The following is a 20,449-nucleotide window of genomic DNA, read 5'->3' as shown; positions in this document are numbered from 1 at the left end:
CGGCGTGGCGATTCTCGTGCAGGTCGACGGAGGTTTCGGGGGCGGTTCGCGCGGCATAATCGTGCTGCGCGAGGACATGGTGTGCCTTCCTGATGGTGCATTGATTTGCCTATCAGGAGGAGAAACCCATGGATCGCACACGCAGTATCGATGCCGGTGATCGCCCGGCGTGGATCGATGACTTGCTCATCGAGTACGAGCAGTGGCTGGACCGTCAGCGGGGTTTGGCGCCAGTGACGGTGAGCAACTACAGCAAGGCGGTTGCGCAGTTCCTCGGGATGTTGGCTCAGCCCGCTGAGGTCTCGGTGTGCCTTCTGGATGCCGGCATGGTCACTGAGTTCATGGTCGAGTTCTGCAGTGACCGCAATACGAATTCGGCGAAGTCGATGGCGCGGTCGGTGCGTTCCTTCCTGCGATTCGCCCACGCGACCGGCCGCATATCGGCCGATCTGTCGGGGGCGGTTCCAGTGTCGGCGGCATGGCATTTGGCGTCGCTTCCCAAGGCAGTACCGGCTGCAGATCTTGAGCATCTCCTGGGTGTCGCGTCGCGTCACTGCTGGACTGCTACCAATCGGCGCGATTACGCAATCTTGCTGTTGTTGGCCCGACTCGGGCTCCGCAGAGGCGAGATCGCCGCTCTTGGTCTCGACGATATCGATTGGCGGGCAGGAGAACTGACCATCGTCGGCAAAGGCAACCACGTGGAGCGTTTGCCTCTGCCATCGGAACCCGGTGAGGCGATCGCGGCGTGGCTGGTCGACGGCAGGCCGGCCTGCGCGACGCGATCGGTGTTCACTACCGTCAAGCCCGCAGGGCGTCCGATATCGACCGCAGTGATCGCTCACCTGGTGGCCGCGGCGTGCCGAGACGCTGGGCTGGAGCGCATCAACGCGCACCGTTTTCGTCACACGCTGGCCACGCAGATGCTGCGCTGTGGGGCCTCACTGCCGGAGGTGAGTCAGGTGCTGCGCCACCGCAGCGCGCGCTCCACCGCCATCTACGCCAAGGTCGATGACGTCGCATTGCGGCCCTTGGCCCGGCCCTGGCCGACGATCACCGCGAAGACAGATCCCGATGCCGGTCAAGGCATGGCGCGCCCATGGCCGGGGGCACGGTCATGAAGACATTGCGCGAGAACGTCACTGACTACCTAGCGACCCGCCGGGCGCTGGGATTCAAACTCGAAGGCCTGAGCAAGCTGCTGTGGAGTTTCGTCGAGTTCTGCGAGCAACGTGGAGCCACCCGGGTCCACAACGACCTCGCAGTCCAATGGGCCACCACCCCGATCAAGGTCCCGGTCAGCGACGCGTTGATAGCTCGCCGACTGGACGCGGTGCGGATCTTCGCCCGATACCAGCATGCGTTGGATCCGCTCACCCAGATCCCAGCCGAAGAGCACCGGCCGCGACGCTACCGGCCCAAGCCGCCAAATATTCTCAGCCAGAACGATATCTGCGCGCTGCTGGCCGCGACAGGCATCCTGGAGCCAGCGTTCAAGGCGCTGACGTGGCGAACAATGATCGGGCTGCTGGCCGCCACCGGGCTACGCCCGGGCGAAGCGTGTCGGCTGGCCGTCAGCGACGTCAACCTGGCCGGCGGAGTGATTCAAGTGCTGGAGACGAAGTTCGGCAAGTCCCGGCTGGTGTTCATCCACCCGAGCACCGCCACCGTGATCGCCGACTACCTACAGGCCCGCCAAGCATGGGTCGGGGCCGGCACACACAGCAGCGCAACGGTTTTCCTCAACACCCGGCGCGCACCGATATCTCCGGACCGGCTCAATGCCACCTTCCGTGAGATCGTCGCGGCCGCCGGGTTGGCCACCGCGCCGGGGCACCGGCCAGTCCGCCTGCACGATCTGCGCCACACCTTCGCGGTGACCACGATGATCCACTGGTACCGCGACGGCCACGACGTTCAAGCGCGACTGCCACTGCTGTCAACCTGGCTCGGCCACGTCGATCCCGCCTCGACCTACTGGTATCTGCAGGCAGTGCCCGAACTGCTCACCCTTGCCGCCGACCGCCTCGACAACGCCGCCCAAACCTCTGCCGCAAAGCCGGCGCCATGACCACCCCGACGCTGAGTTCGCTGCTGCAAGGGTTCTTCATCGACCGGCTGATGCGCCACCTGCAGGCCAGTCCACAGACCATCGCGGCCTACCGGGACACCTTCAAACTCCTGCTGACCTTCACCGCCGGCCAGACCAAGCGATCTCCGGCGCAGCTGACACTCGATGATCTCGACGCCACGATGATCGGAGCTTTCCTGAATTACCTTGACACCGAACGCCACAACAGCACCGCAACCCGCAATGCACGACTGGCCGCGATCCATTCGTTCTACCGCTATGCGCTGCCGCTGACCCCAGAATGCGCTCACACGGCCAGTCAGATCTTGGCGATCCCGCAACGCCGCCATAACCAAGCGACCGTGTCGTATCTGACCAGCACCGAGACCGATGCGCTCCTGGCCGCGCCGGACCGAACCACCTGGTACGGCCGACGCGACCACGCGCTGCTGCTCACCGCCGTCACGACCGGTCTTCGGGTCTCAGAGATCACCACGCTGAGCATCAGCGATGTCATCACCACGACACCGGGAGCCGCCGTGCACACCACCGGAAAAGGCCGAAAAGAACGCAGCACACCGCTGACCAAACCCACCACGACCGTCCTGCGCGCTTGGCTGCCAGAGGCCGGTACTGCTGCCAGCAGTCCAGCCTTTCCGACCCAACGCACGACACCGATGTCGGCAGACGCGGTTCAACGGCTCGTCACCAAACATGCTGCCGCAGCGGCCCATACATGCCCATCGATCGCCGCCAAGCGCGTCACTCCGCACACGCTGCGTCACACCGCGGCGATGGCGCTGCTGCATGCCGGCATCGACACCTCCGTCATCGCCCTCTGGCTCGGCCACCAAAGCCCGGTCACAACCCACATCTATCTGCACGCCGACATGACCGTCAAAGAACGCGCCCTGAGCCGCGTCAGCGGACCGAACACCACCCCCGGCCGCTACCGGCCAGCCGATGACCTCATCAACTTCCTCCAACACCTCTGACGACCAGCAGCACGGAGCACGATTATGCCGCGCGAACCGCCCCCGAAACCTCCGTCGACCTGCACGAGAATCGCCACGCCGGCACCGGGATCGGCATAATCACGACCTCGGGATAATTGGAATTATGCCGAGCTCGGCATAACTCCAAGGAGCGTCGTGTCGATCCTCAAATCGTTGTCGGGCTGTTGGTCGACCGCAGCGGATTCCCTTTGGAGATCGGCTGTTTCGAGGGAAACACCGCCGAGACCACCACGCTGATCCCGGTCGTTACCGCGTTCGCGGCCCGCCATGATCTCGGTGACACGCCGATGGTGATCGCCGCTGATGCCGGCATGCTGTCGGCGTCGAACCTGGCCGCGTTGGATGAGGCCGGGCTGGGGTTCATCGTCGGATCGCGGATGACCAAAGCGCCCGGCGATCTGGAGTCGCATTTCCATTGGCATGGCGACGTTTTCACTGACGGGCAGATCATCGACACTGTCAGCCCTCGGCACGCCAACAGCACCGTCAACGATGTGACGCACCGCGCTGAGCCAGTCTGGGATCCCGACGAACACACCAACGCCTGGCGGGCGATCTGGTCGTACTCGGCCAAACGGGCACGCCGCGACCAGAAGACCCTCTACGCCCAAGAATCTCGTGCGCGGGCGGTGATCAACGGTGACCGTGTCGCCAAATCCACTCGCTTCGTTAAGACCGCTGCCGGAGACCGCGTGCTCGATGAGGCTGCCCTGGCCCGCGCGCAATCGCTGGTCGGCCTCAAGGGATACGTCACCAACGTCCCCACCACGGTCATGCCCGCGGGAGAAGTGATCGCCCACTACCACGAGTTGTGGCGAGTGGAACGGTCATTTCGCATGTCCAAGAGCGACCTTCGCGCCCGACCGATGTTCCACCGCACCCGCGACGCCATCGAAGCCCACCTCACGATCGTCGTCACCGCCCTGGCCGTGGCCCACAACATCCAGGAACGCACCGGCCTGGCCATCGCCAACGTCATCAAGCAGCTGCGGCCCCTTCGCTCAGCAACCATCGCCATCAACGGGACCACCGAGACATTCCCACCCGAGGTCCCCGAGCCCCAGCGACAAATTCTGGCCAGCCTCAACATCCCCCAACCGGGGCACTAAGCAAAATGTCCTAACTCAGGTCGTGAGCTCCCTTGTTGACTTAGTAGAGAAGCTCGACGGAGCCAACGCGACTCGGGGCACTGAGCGTGGCTATCCCGATCTTGAACTCAACGGACCCGCGTTCGCCGGTGGCTTTTACGCGGTCGACATCAAGGTGGCCCGGCGCGCATTACGGCAAACGGGCAACCTCTCGACACGACCCGGAGCCGCATCACGCTCTACACCGGCAACACGTACTTCCGGCACCCCAAGATTTCGTTCCCCGGCACGATGCGCCCGTTCGCCGACTACACGACCCATCTCGATGTCCCGGCATCTACACCTTGAACGAGAACACGCCGGGGCGATCATACGACGAACCAGTTTCCGCCCTGTGAATCAGCTGGAAATGTAATCTCGCCGCTGTTGGGGTGAGATCCCGTGCTACACATCGTCGCCGTAGGGTCCTGATCATCTTGAGGCATCTGGGTTTCGTGTCACCGTCGGGGGGTTCCATAGTTGTCCTGTAAAGTCGACCCCGCGCGCGCAAGCATAATCGCGGTTCAAATTTTGCATTCGGGCGGTAGGAGGCGCGATGGCTGTTGTTGTACCTATTGCTAGTCAGAATTGGCTGATTACTCCTGCGGTCGGCGTTCCCGCGGCCGCCGCCGACAGCGGACAGCGGCCAGGCGATTCGAGCGAGCTATGGCTTGTAGTTCTTACCGGCTTATGCTCCGTGGGCTTTGGCGGAGATGGCGAGACCTTGACGTGGATTTCTGAGACATTGCGAATTGTGCCAGACCTGCATAGTCCATTGTCCTCCGTATTTGGCGGTCCGATCTTGGCCGGACAGACCCTTGCGCTTAACCTAAAGATGTGGGCACCTTTCGCAGCTGTGACCGGCGTAGAGGCCAACAATGGTTTTAAGCTGACTGGATGGAGGCTCACCCCCTTCCTTCCAAATCAAGATCGAAACTTCCAAGGCATCGACGTAGATATCTCGGTGGAACTGCCGTCCATCATTACTGAAGTCGCATACAGCATCACCATGGTCGGACAAATTTCACTCCTTGGGAAACCCGAGCGCGAGTAACGATTCAAGTAGAATGGGGTGCCCATGACCGGGACAAGCTGGACCATCGTGCCGGCTTCGCCGTTACTACCTGCGGATCAAATTGCTAATCAGGAGTGGATACTCACACTGTCGGGTGTGCATGAATTAACCCTTCTGGGAAACGACGGACATCCTCGTCCTGGGTCAAGTTATCCGATAGTCGGGTATCAAGACCTCCAGAGTCCGCTGACGTATGCCTTGGATCTTTACGGAATAGCGTACCCGCCGCCTGAAGTGGCTTTTCCCTTTTTTCAGGTTCATTCGGGTCCGGCGACATTCGTGGTCGTCAACGGTATGGAAACGACGGGGACATACAACGGAGGATTAGCCTGGGATACGTCCCTTAGTACTGCAGCCGTAGATCGTGATCATTGGTTTTCTCGTCGTCGGTAGTGGGATTGGCGGGCTCGGTATTGGTGTTGTCGTCGCCATCGTGACCAGGCCAGCAGGCTGGTGATGGTGCGGTTTGTGGTCAGTAGTAGGGCGTCGAAGAGTCGGCGGAATTCGTTGACGGTCAACGTGATCAGCCCGGTGGGTGTGGGTGTGGTGTCGCGTTCGATTGCGGTGGCCACGGCCAGGAAGGCGTGGGCGAGCATGGCCAGGGTGGTCCAGCGGTGCCAGGATTTCCAGCGCCGGACCTGGTGCTGGTCGATTCCAACCAGGCCTTTGGCTGCTTGGAAGGATTCCTCGATGCGCCAACGCTGGCCGGCAACCTGCACCAGGGCGCGCAGCGGCACGGGTTTGGGGCTGTAGCAGCGTAGGTAGGCGTGCTCGCCGGTGGTGTCGTTGCGCCGGATCAGCAAATGGTGCACACCAGTATCGGTGTCGTCTTCGGCCAGCAGGCGAAACCAGGCCCAGGAATACAGCCGGGGACCGTGGGCTCCATCGCCGGCGGAGTGTTTCTGCCAGGCGTGTGCCGGTATCAGCGCCGGGAGGGCATCGACGCGGATCGCACCGGCGTGGGTGGGCACACGTCGGTTGGCCGCGACCCCCAGCACATAGCCCAGCCGGTGGCCGCGAACGGCCGCCCGCAGTTGGGGGTCGGCGCCATAAACTTCGTCGCCGGCCACCCACGCCGCAGGAACTTCGGCGGCCACAGCACGGTCGATCAGCGTGATAGCCAGGGCAGGCTTGGTAGCGAAACCCCGCTTATCAGAGGGGATTCCGGCATCAGCGCAGCGATCCGAGTCCTGGGTCCACGATTTGGGCAGATACAGCGCCCGATCGATCAGCGCGTGTCCACGCGGGGCGGCGTAGGTCAGATACACCGCGACTTGTGAGTTCTCGATACGCCCAGCCGTACCCGAGTATTGGCGTTGCACCCCGACACTGTGGGTGCCTTTCTTGATGTCGCCGGTCTCGTCAACGACCAGGATCGCGCCGCGATCACAGAAGGCGTCGATGACGTAATCACGCAGATCATCGCGCACGGCATCAGCATCCCAGCTGGCCCGTCCCAACAGGTGTTGCAGCCCATCGGGGGTGGCCGCACCGCGGTGCTCGGCGATGGTCCAGCAATTCTTTCTGTCCAACCCAGAGACCATCCCGGCCATCAGCTCACCGGCATGACGCAGCGGCTCATATCGGGCGAAACGCGGCGCGATCCGATCAATCACCGCTGAAAACTCAGACAACCACCGATCCAGGTCTACGCTATGAACCGCGGCGACCGCGGCCAATTCAGATGTCTTCACAAACTCCGAACAATGCCGCGGTCACCGCCCTGACCAGCGCAGACACGCCCAAACCACACCAACCACGATCTACGGCTGCAGTATTAGCAGCGCACCGGATCGTGATGGAAACCTAGTGAGCAATTTATTCGACAGTATCTCCGCATATGTCAACGTCGATGGACTAGGAATGATTAGCCGTCTCGTCTACAATACGACCCTGCGCGGCAGGATTGTGTTCATTTAACCAAAGCTAATCTAATTTAGGTTGGGGAAATGGAAGAGCTATTCCGGTTTGCGGTGCTCCGACCGGTGGAGCCGCTCAGTCCCGAAGGTCACGGCGCTCAGCCTGGGCGAGCGCGAGGTCGCCAAAACTGTCGTACCCGTCGTGCAGCACAATGATCAGGGGAGCGCAGCCTGATGTTCACCGGGCCGCCACCGAAGTTCCACGGAACTCGGGACATCCTCACAATTGTTCGAATCACAGGCTTTCCATTGATGAACCGATGTGTCAATCGGACGTCGGGGCCGTTCGCGTACGCACTGGGATTGGACGCCGACCCCGGCCACGCAGCGAACGAGAACGGCGCGACGGCACCTGGCCGGAATCCAAAGCGTCTCAAACCTGATCCTGTGTTCTCGGATGCTCGTTGGTCTCGCCCGGCCTTCCGCGATGATCAGAGCTGAGTCGCCGCGTAGCCGACGTAGTAGGTCTGAACGCTCCCCCAGGAAATAGGAATGGGTCTGCTGCACGAATAGGTGACATCTTGACCTGCCCTACCCAATGGGTTCCAGTCGCGGTGGCTAACTGACGGCGGTGAGGGTGTCGTTGGTGAAGGATAGTTCGTACTCGATCGGGGTGCGATAGCCGAGTGCTGAGTGGCGGCGTTGACGGTTGTGGAAGATCTCCAGGTAGTCGAAGATCGCGTTGGCCAGCTCGACCCGGGTTTTCCACGTCTGGCGGTCGAGTAGCTCGATCTGCATCGAGGACCAGAAGCTTTCCATCATCGCGTTGTCCAGGCCGTCACCGATCGTCCCGAACGACGGCACCAGCCCGGCAGAACGGATCTTCTCGCCGAAAACCCAAGAGGTGAACTGGGTTCCGTGATCCGCATGCACTATTCCACCGGGAGATGGACGACGATTACGGATGGCCATATCCAATGCGTTGACCACGAGCGTGGCATCAGCCTTCGAATCCATCGACCAGCCCACGATCCTGCGGCTGAACGCGTCGAGAACAGCACAGCAGTACAGCCATCCTTCCCGGGTCCTATGTTGCGTGATGTCGGTGACCCACAACTCATTTGGTGCGAGTCGGTGGAACTTGCGGTTGACCAGATCATCAGCAGTGACCACCCCGCGCAGCCGTTTCACCCGCACTGGACCGGGCAAACCGTAGATGCCGGCGAGGGTCATCAGGACCGACACGGTGCGGGGGCAGACCGTGATCCCCATACCGAGGGTGAGTTCAGCGTGGACGCGGCGATAGCCGTAGGTGCCCCGTGAGGCGACGTGGATCTCGCGGATCAGTCCGGTCAACCATTGCCGGCGCAGTTGGGTGGCTGTGGTCGGTTTTCGCTTGTGTTTGTAGTAGTTCTGGCGTGTCACACCAAGAATGACGCAGCAGCGGTCCGCAGGCGCCCCGGCGCCGACCAGTCGGTCGATCACCGGATAGATCCTTTTGGGCGGGGCTTGTCCTCCCCAAGGAACGCGGCGGCCTGGCGCACGATGGCCAACTCGGTTTCCAGCTCGCGGATCCTTCGCCGCGCTGCTCGCAACTCTGTTGATTCGCTCGTCGGGACACCGGGACGCACCCCGCGGTCGATGTCATCCTGTTTGATCCATTTCGACAACGTCACGGGATGGATGCCGAGGTCGTCCGCGGTCTGCTTCTGCGGCTTTCCGGCGCGCACGAGCGCGATCGCGCGGGCACGGAACTCGGCCGGATACGGGCGTGGCATGACAGTCAACCTTTCGTACAGGCCGTCACTTAGTCACCGAATCTGGAACCCGAAAGGTATGTCAGGTCATCTGAGTTGGCTTGCCCAGCGTGGGCAAGCTGGAAGGATGTCCTTGTGCCCAGGCCTTACCCAATGACCCCGGTGGTAGCGGTAGTGGTGCCAGCAGCGCGAACCCGCTATCACCGGTCAACTTAGGCAGACCCGTTCGGCCGTTTGAGGTCCGGCAGGTCCACTAGCTGGACCTCGTGTTCAAACCGGAGCCGCATGCGCTCTTGATGCGCTGGCTTCCCGCCGGGAATCGGCGGGTGTTGGATGCGGACGAGCATTCCCGGTCGGCTCCCCTCCTCAACGCGGATGACCTTCAGAATCTTCGCGCCGTAGTTGAACCCCGAGGCGGGATCGTGGCACCCAACGAACTTGCCGACGTGCTCCTCTGTGAGGTCGCCAGCCTGGATCGTCGTGATTGGTACCGAGCCAGGCTCCAGGAAACCAAAGCGGCGGGCCTCGTCCTGCGTCTCCTTGATGTAGTCGCTCACCTGCTTTTGCAGCGCGTCAAGGTACGTAGCTTTCGACCGCTCAACATCTTCGGCTGTGTAGGCGTCGAGACCCAGCTCTGCGCGGACCGCATTGGTGAACTCATCGAACGCTTTGCCCGCCTGGTTCATTAGTGGCGGCTTCTTCAGCGGCATCGTCGTCGCTCCGACGAGAGCCATGATGGCCGCGTTCAGCGCGGTCGCTTTTCTGAGCAGCGAGACCGGCGCGACGACGCGGAGGTTGTTGTACGCGGTAGTGAGCTTCTTGGTCTCGTCCATGAGGTCGATCGAATACTCGATCTTGTCGAGAGCCTTCTTGTCCGGCATGCCCTCCATCGTCAGCGCCGCGTCCATTACGGCGTTGAAGATGCTCTTGTTGTCCATCGCCTTCTCAAGGATCGCTGAGCACACCTCGCCGAAGGCCGTCGCCGTCTCGCGGATGATCTTGCGGTTGGACTCCTGGTCTTCCCGCGCCTCCTTGCGCACCTGAGCCTTCTCATCCTGCTCGGCCTTCAACGCCAGCATCTCGCGCTCCTGCGTCGCCTTGCGTGCGTCGCTGGCGCGCACCGACCGGGCCGTGATGAGCGGCGCGATGACTCCGGTGACGACCGCCCCCAGCGGCACACCCCACCAGAAGCCGGGCTGGGTGAGGAAGTCGGACAACGCGCTCACGTCCAGCATTCTCCCAGCGGCTACCGACACAACTCGGCGTGTCAGCGTGCGTGTCTTCCCGTACCCCGGCTGTACCCCCGACCGGACCCGTATTGCGGTCGTACGGACCCGTACCGAGAACGCCCGCAGCCGGACTGCAACCGCAGGTCGAAGCAGGATTCGCGCACACTTTGCAACCCGCCGACCAGCGTTTATCGCTCACCCGTTCGGTCCGAGAAACGGCTTCCCAAGCTGAATACGCGGGTTCGATTCCCGTCATCGGCTCCACGGCTGAGCAGCGACAACGCGCGGTTCGGTCCGTTCGAATCGGCCGGTTTGGGTACCGCGCTGTCAGCGACGTGGACGCTAGGTCACCGACCGCGACAGACGTGGCTTCGCAGCAGTCCACCGCGGGTGCGCCAATGCTCCCGAAACCCCGATTAGCTCCGAGGGACAGTCCGACTTATCGATATAACTCGGACTAACGACAGAGTTGGTCCGAGTTATGGAGACGTCAACGCCACCCAGAAGTGCGTGGCCTAGCCACAGCACCGAGCGACGCCCGTGGACACAAACTCAGACGTGCCGATCTGTTCGCCGAAACCTGCGATGACGGTTGCGGAGGCCCAAGAATCCTCGGCTTCAGATTTCGCGAGTGCCAGCAGGCTGGCGGGCTATAACCTGACCCGGCGCCGATTCTCTTGCAGGTAAGCGGATTTGCTGACAACAAAGCGATTCGCCAGCGGACGCACCAGCCGGATGATCGGCACCAGGATGCCGAAGTCTTTCTTCATGTCGTCGAGTTGTTCGCGCAACCCACGCTGTTGGTATCGCAACAGGCGCTGGCTTTCCTCGGTATCCACCCAGTCGCCGGCGAAGCGGGGCGGGTCGCCGGGCGCGAACGCCTCGGCGGGCAGCGGGCCGATCCCGATCGCGGTCATCAGGGCATTGATGAAGTCGTGGTAGGTCATTCGACACTGCGTTCCGCCCGCGATGTAGAGCGTCTTGCCGACGGTTTCTTCGCATGCCACGGCGCGGGCGAAGGCCGTGCCGGCGTCGGCGGGGTGCAGAAACTCGAACCGCGCGTTGGGACTGGACTCGAACATGATGCTGGGATCCTGCGCCTGCAGATGAATTGGCGACACGGCGGCCAGCCGCAGAATGCTCCACCGCAATCCGGACTGCCGAATTGCTTTCTCGCACAATACTTTATGGCGTCCGTACTCGTCGGTGGGATGTACCGGTGTGTCGACGCGAAGGGGTGGTTCGCGATCCTGGACGTCGCCGAATATTCCGATCGACGACGCGAAAACCAGTCGTTTGGCGGCGCGCGACTCCGCCATCAGCTCGATCAACCGGCACGTCGCGTCGAGGTTGACCCGCCGGGCGATGTCCGGAATTCGCTCCGAGGCAGGCGGAATGATGGCCGCCAGATGAATTACCGCGTCCACTCCCCCAAGCGCTGAGCGGACCTCGTCGGGCTCAGTGATATCGCCCCAGATCGCCTGCACCCGGTCGGCGAGACGCGACGCCAGCCGGCGCGCTCTGCGGGACGGCAGGTCGAATGCGACGACGTCGTGCCCTTCGTCCAGCAGCGCACGCACCGTGTACAAACCGACGTTGCCCAGTGCGCCTGTCACCAACACCTTCATATTCCCTGGCCTCCTAGGGTTTCGGCGCCGCCAGCTCCCGCAGTGACGACAGGAACAGTTCGTCCATCCGAGGGCTCAGTTGCGCCAGGGTCGCGGCACTGGCGTGGCTGGCGGATCCGAAGACCCGCTCCAGCGACTCGGCGCGGGTGTCGGCACCGATCGAAAGGCACAGGCAGGCAACACCGTCGAGCCGAAGTTCCGCAAGTGCCTTGTGCGCGTCGGCTTCTGCGTATCGTCCTTCGTACCCGTCGTCGTAGGGATAACCGTCGGACAGCACCAGCAACAGCCGGTTCGGCGTACCGGCCTCGGCCTTGAGGATTTCTCCCGCACCCCGGATGGCCGCACCCAGCCGGGTATAGCCCGACGGCTCGATCTGGTTGAGGCGGGCCCGGCCCATCGCTGCGAAGCGCTGATCGAACGGCTTGATCACCGGCAGCTGCACTGCGTGACGCCCCTGCGAGCGAAAGGCGTACACGGCGACCCGGTCGCCGAGTTCCTCCAACGTGGCGGCCAGGGTGGCGGCCGCTTTGCGTTGGTGTTCGTGCACTGCCAGACCCGCCGGATCGGTGTCGGTGGCCGAACCGGAGGCGTCCAGCAGAATCAGGACGCCGAGATTGCGGGCGAGTTTGCGGCGTTCGAGGTAGACGTGTTCGGGGGGTGAGTAGCCGGAGCGCAGATCGACGAACAGGTCGATCAGAGCTTCGATATCGAGATCGTCGCCGTCGGCGCGGCCACGCAAGACTTTGGGGCCCAACCCGACTCGGGATAGTCGCCGGCGTAACACGTCGTCGCGGTCGACGCCCGCACCGGACACGTCAGCCGCCAACGTGAGCGGAAAATCCAGGACACGACACCAGTCCGGGCGGTACCTGTTCTCGAAGACGTCCCATTCCGGGTACAGCGCCCCACCGACTCCGATTGCGGCGCCGGGCTTCTCATCCTCGGTGAATCGAATGCGCGTCGGCAGGGGCCTCGCCGTCGGCCCGACCGCACGCGCGCGCCGCGTCGCGCGCACTTGCAGGCCGCCGCCGGGTGCGTCGTTACCCGGTGTCCGCGAATTGCCCAGCAGCTTGCGCATATAGTCCGACAGCGCCTGCGACTTGAACAGCGGGTTGTCGAACAGCTTGAGAATCTTGCTCTGTTCCGACGGTGCGTCGTCGGTGTCTTCGGGGGCCTCCGGGACATCGGTGAGGTCGAACTCCAATCGCAGTTCGTGATCACTCGCCCGCACGCCGGGTCCGACGGCCGCCCCCATCAGTTGGGCCGGCTTGATCACCCCAAACCAGCGGGGCGGATCTGGGATTTTGCCGCGACCCCTGGCTGTTTCGAGCGACTCGGCACTTGTCGAGGTGGTCGGCGGCACGTCCAGCGCCGCTTCGATCGTGACGGCGCAAGCCAACTCGTCCAGCACCCGCCGACCCTCCAGCGCCAGGTAGCGCAGCGCCAATCCCGGCCGCGCCCGCAGGCCCTTGACCCACTGCGGGTCCAGGCTGCCCGCCCCCAGCAGAGCACCCTGCACCAGGACCTCGAGCCGCTGCTCGGACGGCGACGCAGCCGCCGACACGAAAATGACGTGCCCATCCGTATATGCCGGCTGACCCGTTGTCTCAGCGACCTGAATACATCTGCCCGCAAGGTAGGAGGCCAGGAGCCGGAATCGGCCCGCGCCATCCGACGGGGTGTCGCTCACGCCTGCGGTAGCACCGCGTCGACGAGTTCGTCGAGGGCGCGGCCGAGGTCCAGGTCGTCGGTGAGGACCTGCACCACCGCCGAGCGCACGGCGCTCCGCAGACTGAGCCCTTCCGCAACGAGACCGCCGGCCAGGATGAGCATCCGCGTCGAGGACACCTCACGTAGCGGCGAGTTGTCCAGGCCCCGGATGGCGGTGCCGAGCCTTACCAGAGCGCGTGCGGTGCCCATCTCGATTCCCGCCTCGTGGGCCACCACTTCGGTCTCCACCTCGGCCGGTGGGAAGTCCAGCTCGATAGCGATAAATCGTTGGCGGGTCGATTCTTTGATGTTCTTCAACACGCTCTGATAGCCCGGATTGTAGGAGATGACCAGCTGGAACCCCGGCGCGGCGGTCAGTGTCGTGCCCAGCCGGTCGACCGGCAACTCGCGGCGATGGTCGGCGAGCGGGTGGATTACCACCGTGGTGTCCTGGCGGGCTTCCACGATCTCGTCGAGATAGCAGATGGCACCACTGCGTACTGCCCGGGTCAAAGGGCCGTCCACCCAGACGGTTTCACCGCCTTTGAGCAGGAATCGGCCCACCAGGTCGGCCGATGTCATGTCTTCGTGGCCGGCGACCGTGATCAGCTCTCGGCCCAGCTGGTGGGCCATCGCCTCGACGAAGCGGGTCTTGCCGCATCCGGTGGGGCCCTTCAGCAGCACCGGCAAGCCACGCCGCGCCGCCGCCTGAAAGACCTCGACTTCGTCGGCAACCGCACGGTAGAACGGTGCGTCCGACAGCGAGCGGACCGCAGCGGAGAGGTTGTTCGGCAAGCTACTTACCCCGTTCGACCGGAATGGATTTCGGGAGCTGAACACCGTTGGGCAGCACCAGCTGACCGTCCTTGTTGATGTAGCCGGAGTTTCGTAGTGGCATCGGCAGGGCGGGATCCGGGCAGGGCCGGTCGGTGTCTGCACCGCAGATACCCATCAAGAAGTACGAGCGCTTCAAAACGTCTTGGGGCCAAGGGTCTTGGTGCATGGCGAACCATTGCGCGGGAATGTTGTAGAGCACGAAGAAGAACGCGCTACAGGCGGCGAAGATGGCCAGGAACCGGGTGAACTGCTGAGTCGCCTGGCCGCCGCGGACGTTGTCCAGTCCCCGTTCCACGAACGTGCGCCCGCGGTCGTCGGTGAAGTAGCGCAGGCAGCACAGCCCGGCCTGCACGCCACCCCACATCAGGCCCTCGTAGATCGGCCACTGGTAGTAGGTGCCTGCGTTGATCGAAAGCGCTTGAATGGCACCGGGATAGGTGAACAGGCCCATCGGCATCAGGAACAGGCCCTCGATGACGAGATCGAAGAAGAACGTCCACACCATCACCACGCCGATCAAGCCGATCGTGTTGATGTTGGGCCAGCGCTGTTTGGCTTTGCGCATGATCCAGCAGCCGAGCATCGTGCACAACAGCACGAACGAGTATCCCGGCGCGTTCATCAGGAACGGTTCGGCCATCATCGCGCCCGGTTTCCCGAACGACACCCAGCCCGGGATGTCCTGCACCCAGGATCCGCGGTTCCACATCCACGTGTTGTAGGTGCTCCAGGTATTGAAGTAGTTCAACAGCGGGTCTTGGAAGAACAACAGCCCGCACGAGGCGAAAAGCATGCCGTCCAACGTGATTCGGCGTTCCCGGCGCCAGGGCCGGACGATGAAGTAGTAGATGGCCAGCGGATAGCCGACGACGATGACGCCGGTCCAGGTCACCAGGATCACCTTCATGAAGGTGGGCGGTTCGGACGCCCCGGCGGGGACCCGCTCGAAATTGGGGCCGGTGATCCAGCGGATCCACACATACAGCTGAAAGGCCAGGATGGCGCCACCGACCGCGGCCCAGATGCGCACCGGCGGGATTTTCGGCCGTGGCCCTACGGCCAGTGCCGCCGCGCTGCCAAGTTTCTCGGTGACTGCGAGTTTCTTCTTCTGAGACAGATCGCTCATGCCATCCGCTCCCCTCACGAACTCGTGGCCGGCACCCCCTGTGGTGTCCACCCGTCCGAAAAGATACCAGTCAGTCACTAGCTGACCAATAGGTCATTTTCTGACTGTGGCAAGATCCTGGCATGGTCGAGGCTTGGACCCGAGAGCGACGGCTGGAGCGCACCCGCTCGTTGCTGCTCGATGCCGCCGAGGCGGTCTTCGCCGAAAAAGGCTTCATCGCGGCCACCATCGACGACATCGCCAAGGCCGCTGGCTACTCCAAAGGCGCTGTCTACAAGTACTTCTCGACCAAGGAAGACCTTTTTCTGGCGACCAGCGACCGATACTGGCGGCGCTATTTCGACAACTTCGCCCAAGTGATGTCCGCCGCGGAAAAGATCGGCCCGCAGGAACTCGACGAGATCGCCGACCGCTGGCAGCAGCTGAGTCGCGAGCGCGGCGCCGAGCACGCCGCCCTGGGTCTGGAATTCAGCCTCTACCTGTTGCGCAATCCCGACGCGCAGGCTCGGGTGGAGGCTAAGCGGGCACAGGTGGTCGAGTCGCTCGCGAAGTTCATCGTGCTGGGGATCGACCGGCTCGGCGGGACGCTGCTGATCCCTGCGCAGACATTCGCGCACATCCTCATCGCGACCACCGACGCCATCGAAATGAGCAGCCAACTCAACCACGTCGACATGTATCGCCCCACGGTCGCGATGTACGTGTCGATGATCAAGATGCCCTAGAACCACCCACAAACGAGGCACGCAAGGCCGGGACCGTTCACCGACACACCCGTGCTGCGGTGCGAAGTGCCGCGCAGATCGCCCTACCAAATTTGTCGCAAAAGGCCAATGATTAGCGCATGAGTGATGCACGCCACATCGGGGTGGATGTAGACGTCGTGGTCGTCGGCGCAGGATTCGCGGGCCTCTACAGCGCCTATCGCCTGCGGCAAGCCGGTCATTCGATGCGGATCTTCGAAGCCGGCGACGACATCGGCGGCACGTGGTACTGGAACCGCTATCCGGGCGCCCGCGTCGACATCCCCAGCGTCGACTACATGTTCAGCTTCGACCCGGACTGGGCGCGGGACTGGCAATGGTCGGAAAAATACGCCACCCAGCCCGAGATCCTGCGGTACCTGAACCATGTCGCCGACAAGCACGACCTTCGCCGCGACATGCAGTTCAACACCCGAGTTACGCAGGCGCACTGGGACGACGACTCCGGCACCTACCGCGTCCGCACCGACCGGGGCGAGGACATCAGCTGCCGGTACCTCGTCGTGGCGACCGGCTGCCTCTCGGTGCCCAAGGAACTCGACATCGACGGCGTCGAGAACTTCACCGGCGAGGTGTATTTCACCAGCCGGTGGCCGCACCAGCCCGTCGACTTCACCGGCAAGCGCGTCGGAGTGGTCGGCACCGGGTCCTCCGGCATCCAGTCCATCCCCCTGATCGCCGCGCAGGCCGCCCAGCTGACCGTCTTCCAGCGCACACCCTGCTTTTCGATCCCCGCCCACAACGGGCCTGTCGACCCCGAAAAGCTCGCCCAGCTGGCCGACGAGGCCGCCTACCGGCAGGCGGCCAGATACTCCTTCGGCGGGGTGCCGCTGGAACGCACCATCACGCCGTCTATCGCGGTGCCCGCCGAGGAGCGCCAAGAGCGCTACGAACGCGCCTGGCAGCGCGGCGAACTGCTGGAGGTGCTCAACCTGTACAGCGACAGCATGAGCAATCCGGAAGCCAACAACGAGTTCGCCGAGTTCATCCGAGCCAAGATCCGCGGCATCGTGCACGATCCGCAGACAGCGGAAGCACTGTGCCCCAACAGTTATCCGGTCGGCGCCAAGCGGCTGTGCCTGGACACCGGCTACTACGACACGTTCAATCTGCCGCACGTGCAGCTGGTCGACCTGCGGGAAGACCCCTTGGTGGGCGTCACCGAATCCGGAATCGACACGGCTACGAGGTCTTTCGACTTCGAGGCGATCGTGTTCGCCACCGGGTTCGACGCCATCACCGGCGCCGTGGCGAAGATCGACATCGTCGGACGCGACGGAATCGCGCTGAAAGACAAGTGGGCACAGGGCCCCACCACCTATCTGGGCCTGACCACCGAGGGTTTCCCCAACATGTTCCTCATCGCCGGACCCAACAGCCCGTCGGTGCTGTCGAACATGGCGGTCTCGATCGAGCAGCACGTCGACTTCGTCGCCGACGCCCTGACGTACCTTCGCGACCATGGCTTCGACCGGATCGAACCCACCCCGCTCGCCGAGGCCGGCTGGATGCAGCATTCTGACGACGCCGCAGCGATAACGCTTTTCCCGCAAGCGAACTCGTGGTACGTCGGCGCCAACGTGCCCGGCAAGCCGCGGACGTTCATGGCCTACGCCGCCGGCGTCGACTTCTACCGGGTGGCCTGTGATGAGGTGGTGGCCCGGGACTATCTGGGCTTCCGGCTGTCCGGTCGCGACGGTGCGCAGTGCAACGACGGCGTGGTGCGCCGGCTGCAGCCCGATGTCCAGATGGTGCTCGACCAGATGGCGCTGCTGGGCATGCCTCCGCTCGAGTCGATGCCCGCCGAACAGACGCGGGCAGTCATGGACGAGTTGAACCAGGCGCGCCCGCCCGGCCCGCAGGTGGGTGAGATCGTCGACGGCACCCTACCCGGCGCCGGCGGCATCCTGGCTTACCGCCTGTACCGGCCGGCCAGCCCGGGGCCGCATCCCGTCGTTGTCTACTTCCACGGCGGCGGTTGGGTGCTGGGCGACGCGACCTCCGACGATCCGCTGTGCCGGGATCTGTGCGTGCGCAGCGACGCGCTGGTGGTCTCGGTCGACTACCGGCACGCCCCGGAGCATCGTTTCCCCGCCGCGTTCGAGGACGGCTGGGCGGCGACGCGGTGGGTGGCCGACCACGCCGCGGAACTCGGCGGCATCCCGGGTCAGCTGGCCGTGTGCGGATGGAGCGCCGGCGGTGGGATCGCGGCCGCGGTCTGCCAACTCGCCCGGGATGCCGGCGGCCCGAGCATCGTCGGACAGGCATTGCTCACTCCCGTCACCGACACCGACCAGACCCGCGGCTCCTATATCGAGAACGGTGAGGGATACGTTCTCACCGCTGGGCTGATGAAGTGGTTCTTGGACTACTACGCCGAACCCGAGGTCCGGGACGACCCGCGGATCGCGCCGCTGCGCGCCGCGGACCTGTCCGGCCTGCCGCCGGCGATCGTGGTGGTCGCAGAATTCGACCCGCTGCGCGACGAGGGCATCGCCTACGCCGAAGCCCTTGCCGCGGCTGGGGTTTCCACACAGCTGATTCAGGCGCGCGGGCACACCCACCTGTCGTTGACGATGGTCGACGTGGTGGTCTCCGGAGCGCCGATACGCGCTGCGCTGGCCGCCGCGCTGCACGGGTTCTTCCCGGCCCACGTCGCCGAATCCGCGTAGCCGGCGGATCCGTGGCCGTTGCGTCGCAGCAACGGCCGGCGCTCACCTGTTGCGCACACACTCGTAGCTGAGCTGTACCGCGGGCCCGAGCCCGGGCGGTCAGTGGTTGGCGAAGTCCGGGCACAGGTTGGTCGTCGCGGCGCTGACGAACAGGGTGCCCTGGTTGAAGCCGTACTGCTTTTCGACTTTGCTCATCTCGTCGAGCACGGAGGCCCCGCCGCGCAGGTCGCTGCACGCCTGGTTGCCCGCGGCGACCGTCTGGGCCGGCGTCTTGCCTGGCAGGTGCACGTTGTTGGTCTGCAGCTCGTCCAGGAAACTGTTGGGGTCCGCCGAAGCGGCCGGGGCCGACACGACGGCGGCGGTAGCCAGGGCGGCCAGCCCGGGCGCGGCGATTCGCAGCAGCGATTTCATGGACGGTTCCTTTCACGAGACATTCCACTGAGCTTGACTCGCACCCCGACTGCGTTCAGCTAGGACGATCTTTGCGCATTTTCGCTGGTTTGAGTAGCGCAATCGTCAATCTGGCTAACAAGTGAACCGAGTCGTGGAATCCCAGGAGCCGGCATCGAGTTTGAGCGGAACCGCAGTGCCACTCGATGTCCCGTGTGCGGTGCCGTCGTTGCTGACCGTTCCGGTGAAGTGCACGTAGGCCTTGGTGCCGGCAAAGGTGACGACGAAGTCGACGGTGCGGCCCTCGATGCCCCCGGTGATACTGCCCGGCGAGGTTTGTTCCGCGGTGCTCACCACCGCCGTCGGACCCAGCGCCGCCCCGTTGGCGTCGACTGTGACGTCGTAGCCGGTGGACTGGTGCATTTGCAGTTGCGGGCCCGCGACTGTGCAGTTCCCCGCGGCGTGCGCCGCGGATGCGGCCAGGGTCGCACCCCACGCCAGCACCGGAACCATCAGGGCGACCTTCTTGCGGCACCGTGTCATGGCACTCCTTTCCCAGACCTCATGCCCCGTCGCACACCCCGGAATCCCGAATCGTGTTGCCGTATACGCTGCCCCGCGCGATGGGGGCGTTGATCACCCCGGACACCATCTGCTGTTTCATCTTGTCGCTGATCTGAGTTAGCTGATACCAGAGGTGGTAGAACGAGTCGCCGTTGTACAGCGGCGAATACTGGCTCTGGTCCGGGTAATTGACGATGTACAGGGTGTGGGCGCGCGGATCCAGGAACGCCGCCGACTGGTCGAGGTTGGCGATCACCACGTCACCGGCGGACTGCACGCCGGGTGCCGACCACACGTCGTGCTGGTCGCCGAGGAAGTGCTGGAACCCGACCACCTGATCCATCAACTGACCGTACTGGGCGTTGAACCACTGGCAGGACTCCTGCTCGGCGGTCACCTGCTCGGGGGTCACTCGGCTCTGCCACAGGTTGTACGGGAAGACGGTGTAGTTGGGCTGCCAGTCCGACGGGTGCGGCACGAACACCGGGAGCGCCTGATAATCGGCGCCGGCCGGACCGGCCAGGCACACCGCGACGACAATTCCCCCCAGTGCGGCGCCCACCCCGCGAACACCACTTCTCGGCATCGAGAACATTTGCCGATTATCGACGGGGCGGCACCGGA

At 63.9% G+C, this 20,449-nt stretch carries 15 protein-coding genes and 2 pseudogenes; 7 read left to right on the top strand and 10 right to left on the bottom strand.

What is annotated here, in order from left to right; genetic code table 11:
* Nucleotides 1-128: 128 nt before the first annotated feature.
* From MKCMC460_RS04370 to MKCMC460_RS04350, 5 genes and pseudogenes are all read left to right on the top strand, one after another.
* Nucleotides 129-1,121, top strand: a complete 993-nt coding sequence (locus tag MKCMC460_RS04370) for a tyrosine-type recombinase/integrase (RefSeq protein ID WP_238304578.1) — start codon at nucleotides 129-131, stop codon at nucleotides 1,119-1,121.
* Entirely contained in the window at nucleotides 1,118-2,071 is a 954-nt protein-coding gene (locus MKCMC460_RS04365) for a tyrosine-type recombinase/integrase (protein WP_238305340.1), read from the top strand. The genes MKCMC460_RS04370 and MKCMC460_RS04365 overlap by 4 nt, the downstream gene beginning before the upstream one ends.
* Nucleotides 2,068-3,066 (top strand): tyrosine-type recombinase/integrase, encoded by a 999-nt coding sequence (locus MKCMC460_RS04360; RefSeq protein WP_236980372.1) that lies wholly within the window; start codon nucleotides 2,068-2,070, stop codon nucleotides 3,064-3,066. Before MKCMC460_RS04365 ends, MKCMC460_RS04360 begins: the two co-directional genes overlap by 4 nt.
* A 143-nt stretch (nucleotides 3,067-3,209) precedes the next feature.
* Nucleotides 3,210-4,196, top strand: a pseudogene (locus tag MKCMC460_RS04355) (IS1634 family transposase); the annotation flags it as partial.
* A gap of 574 nt (nucleotides 4,197-4,770) precedes the next feature.
* Nucleotides 4,771-5,268, top strand: coding sequence for a hypothetical protein (locus tag MKCMC460_RS04350; RefSeq protein ID WP_236980370.1), 498 nt, complete (start codon nucleotides 4,771-4,773; stop codon nucleotides 5,266-5,268).
* Between the two features lie 389 nt (nucleotides 5,269-5,657).
* Here the strand turns inward: MKCMC460_RS04350 and MKCMC460_RS04345 are convergent, their stop codons facing one another.
* The 7 genes and pseudogenes from MKCMC460_RS04345 to MKCMC460_RS04315 form a co-directional block, all read right to left on the bottom strand.
* Nucleotides 5,658-6,902, bottom strand: a complete 1,245-nt coding sequence (locus tag MKCMC460_RS04345) for an IS701 family transposase (protein ID WP_044544439.1) — start codon at nucleotides 6,900-6,902, stop codon at nucleotides 5,658-5,660.
* Between the two features lie 864 nt (nucleotides 6,903-7,766).
* A pseudogene (locus MKCMC460_RS04340) lies at nucleotides 7,767-8,926 on the bottom strand (IS3 family transposase).
* Nucleotides 8,927-9,117: 191 nt separating this feature from the next.
* On the bottom strand, nucleotides 9,118-10,131 hold the full coding sequence (locus MKCMC460_RS04335; protein WP_236980366.1) for a hypothetical protein: 1,014 nt from the start codon (nucleotides 10,129-10,131) through the stop codon (nucleotides 9,118-9,120).
* Between the two features lie 653 nt (nucleotides 10,132-10,784).
* Entirely contained in the window at nucleotides 10,785-11,750 is a 966-nt protein-coding gene (locus MKCMC460_RS04330; protein WP_238305339.1) for an NAD(P)-dependent oxidoreductase, read from the bottom strand.
* Between the two features lie 25 nt (nucleotides 11,751-11,775).
* Entirely contained in the window at nucleotides 11,776-13,452 is a 1,677-nt protein-coding gene (locus MKCMC460_RS04325) for a nitric oxide reductase activation protein NorD (protein WP_238305338.1), read from the bottom strand.
* Nucleotides 13,449-14,267, bottom strand: a complete 819-nt coding sequence (locus tag MKCMC460_RS04320; RefSeq protein ID WP_289624959.1) for an AAA family ATPase — start codon at nucleotides 14,265-14,267, stop codon at nucleotides 13,449-13,451. Before MKCMC460_RS04320 ends, MKCMC460_RS04325 begins: the two co-directional genes overlap by 4 nt.
* A gap of 1 nt (nucleotide 14,268) precedes the next feature.
* The gene (locus MKCMC460_RS04315) at nucleotides 14,269-15,435 is read right to left on the bottom strand and encodes a spirocyclase AveC family protein (RefSeq protein WP_236980362.1); all 1,167 of its coding nucleotides are present in this window, start codon (nucleotides 15,433-15,435) and stop codon (nucleotides 14,269-14,271) included.
* A gap of 122 nt (nucleotides 15,436-15,557) precedes the next feature.
* On the opposite strand from MKCMC460_RS04315, the gene MKCMC460_RS04310 reads away from it, so the two are divergent.
* Together MKCMC460_RS04310 and MKCMC460_RS04305 are read left to right on the top strand one after the other, a co-directional pair.
* Entirely contained in the window at nucleotides 15,558-16,160 is a 603-nt protein-coding gene (locus MKCMC460_RS04310) for a TetR/AcrR family transcriptional regulator (RefSeq protein WP_236980360.1), read from the top strand.
* Nucleotides 16,161-16,279: 119 nt separating this feature from the next.
* The gene (locus MKCMC460_RS04305; RefSeq protein ID WP_236980358.1) at nucleotides 16,280-18,871 is read left to right on the top strand and encodes an FAD-dependent oxidoreductase; all 2,592 of its coding nucleotides are present in this window, start codon (nucleotides 16,280-16,282) and stop codon (nucleotides 18,869-18,871) included.
* Nucleotides 18,872-18,970: 99 nt separating this feature from the next.
* Here MKCMC460_RS04305 and MKCMC460_RS04300 read toward each other — a convergent pair whose 3' ends face one another.
* The 3 genes from MKCMC460_RS04300 to MKCMC460_RS04290 all read right to left on the bottom strand — a co-directional run bounded on the left by MKCMC460_RS04300 (nucleotide 18,971) and on the right by MKCMC460_RS04290 (nucleotide 20,411).
* Nucleotides 18,971-19,282, bottom strand: coding sequence for a DUF732 domain-containing protein (locus MKCMC460_RS04300; protein WP_236980355.1), 312 nt, complete (start codon nucleotides 19,280-19,282; stop codon nucleotides 18,971-18,973).
* Nucleotides 19,283-19,396: 114 nt separating this feature from the next.
* Nucleotides 19,397-19,804, bottom strand: coding sequence for a hypothetical protein (locus tag MKCMC460_RS04295; RefSeq protein WP_236980353.1), 408 nt, complete (start codon nucleotides 19,802-19,804; stop codon nucleotides 19,397-19,399).
* Between the two features lie 19 nt (nucleotides 19,805-19,823).
* Nucleotides 19,824-20,411: a hypothetical protein gene (locus MKCMC460_RS04290; protein WP_236984622.1), complete on the bottom strand. Its 588-nt coding sequence runs from the start codon at nucleotides 20,409-20,411 to the stop codon at nucleotides 19,824-19,826.
* Nucleotides 20,412-20,449: the final 38 nt, after the last annotated feature.

It is taken from the genome of Mycobacterium sp. 20KCMC460 (assembly GCF_022179425.1).
In the GTDB taxonomy this organism is placed as follows: domain Bacteria; phylum Actinomycetota; class Actinomycetes; order Mycobacteriales; family Mycobacteriaceae; genus Mycobacterium; species Mycobacterium kiyosense.
The sequence above is the reverse complement of the archived record's forward strand: the minus strand, read 5'-3'. Positions and strand labels throughout refer to the sequence as shown.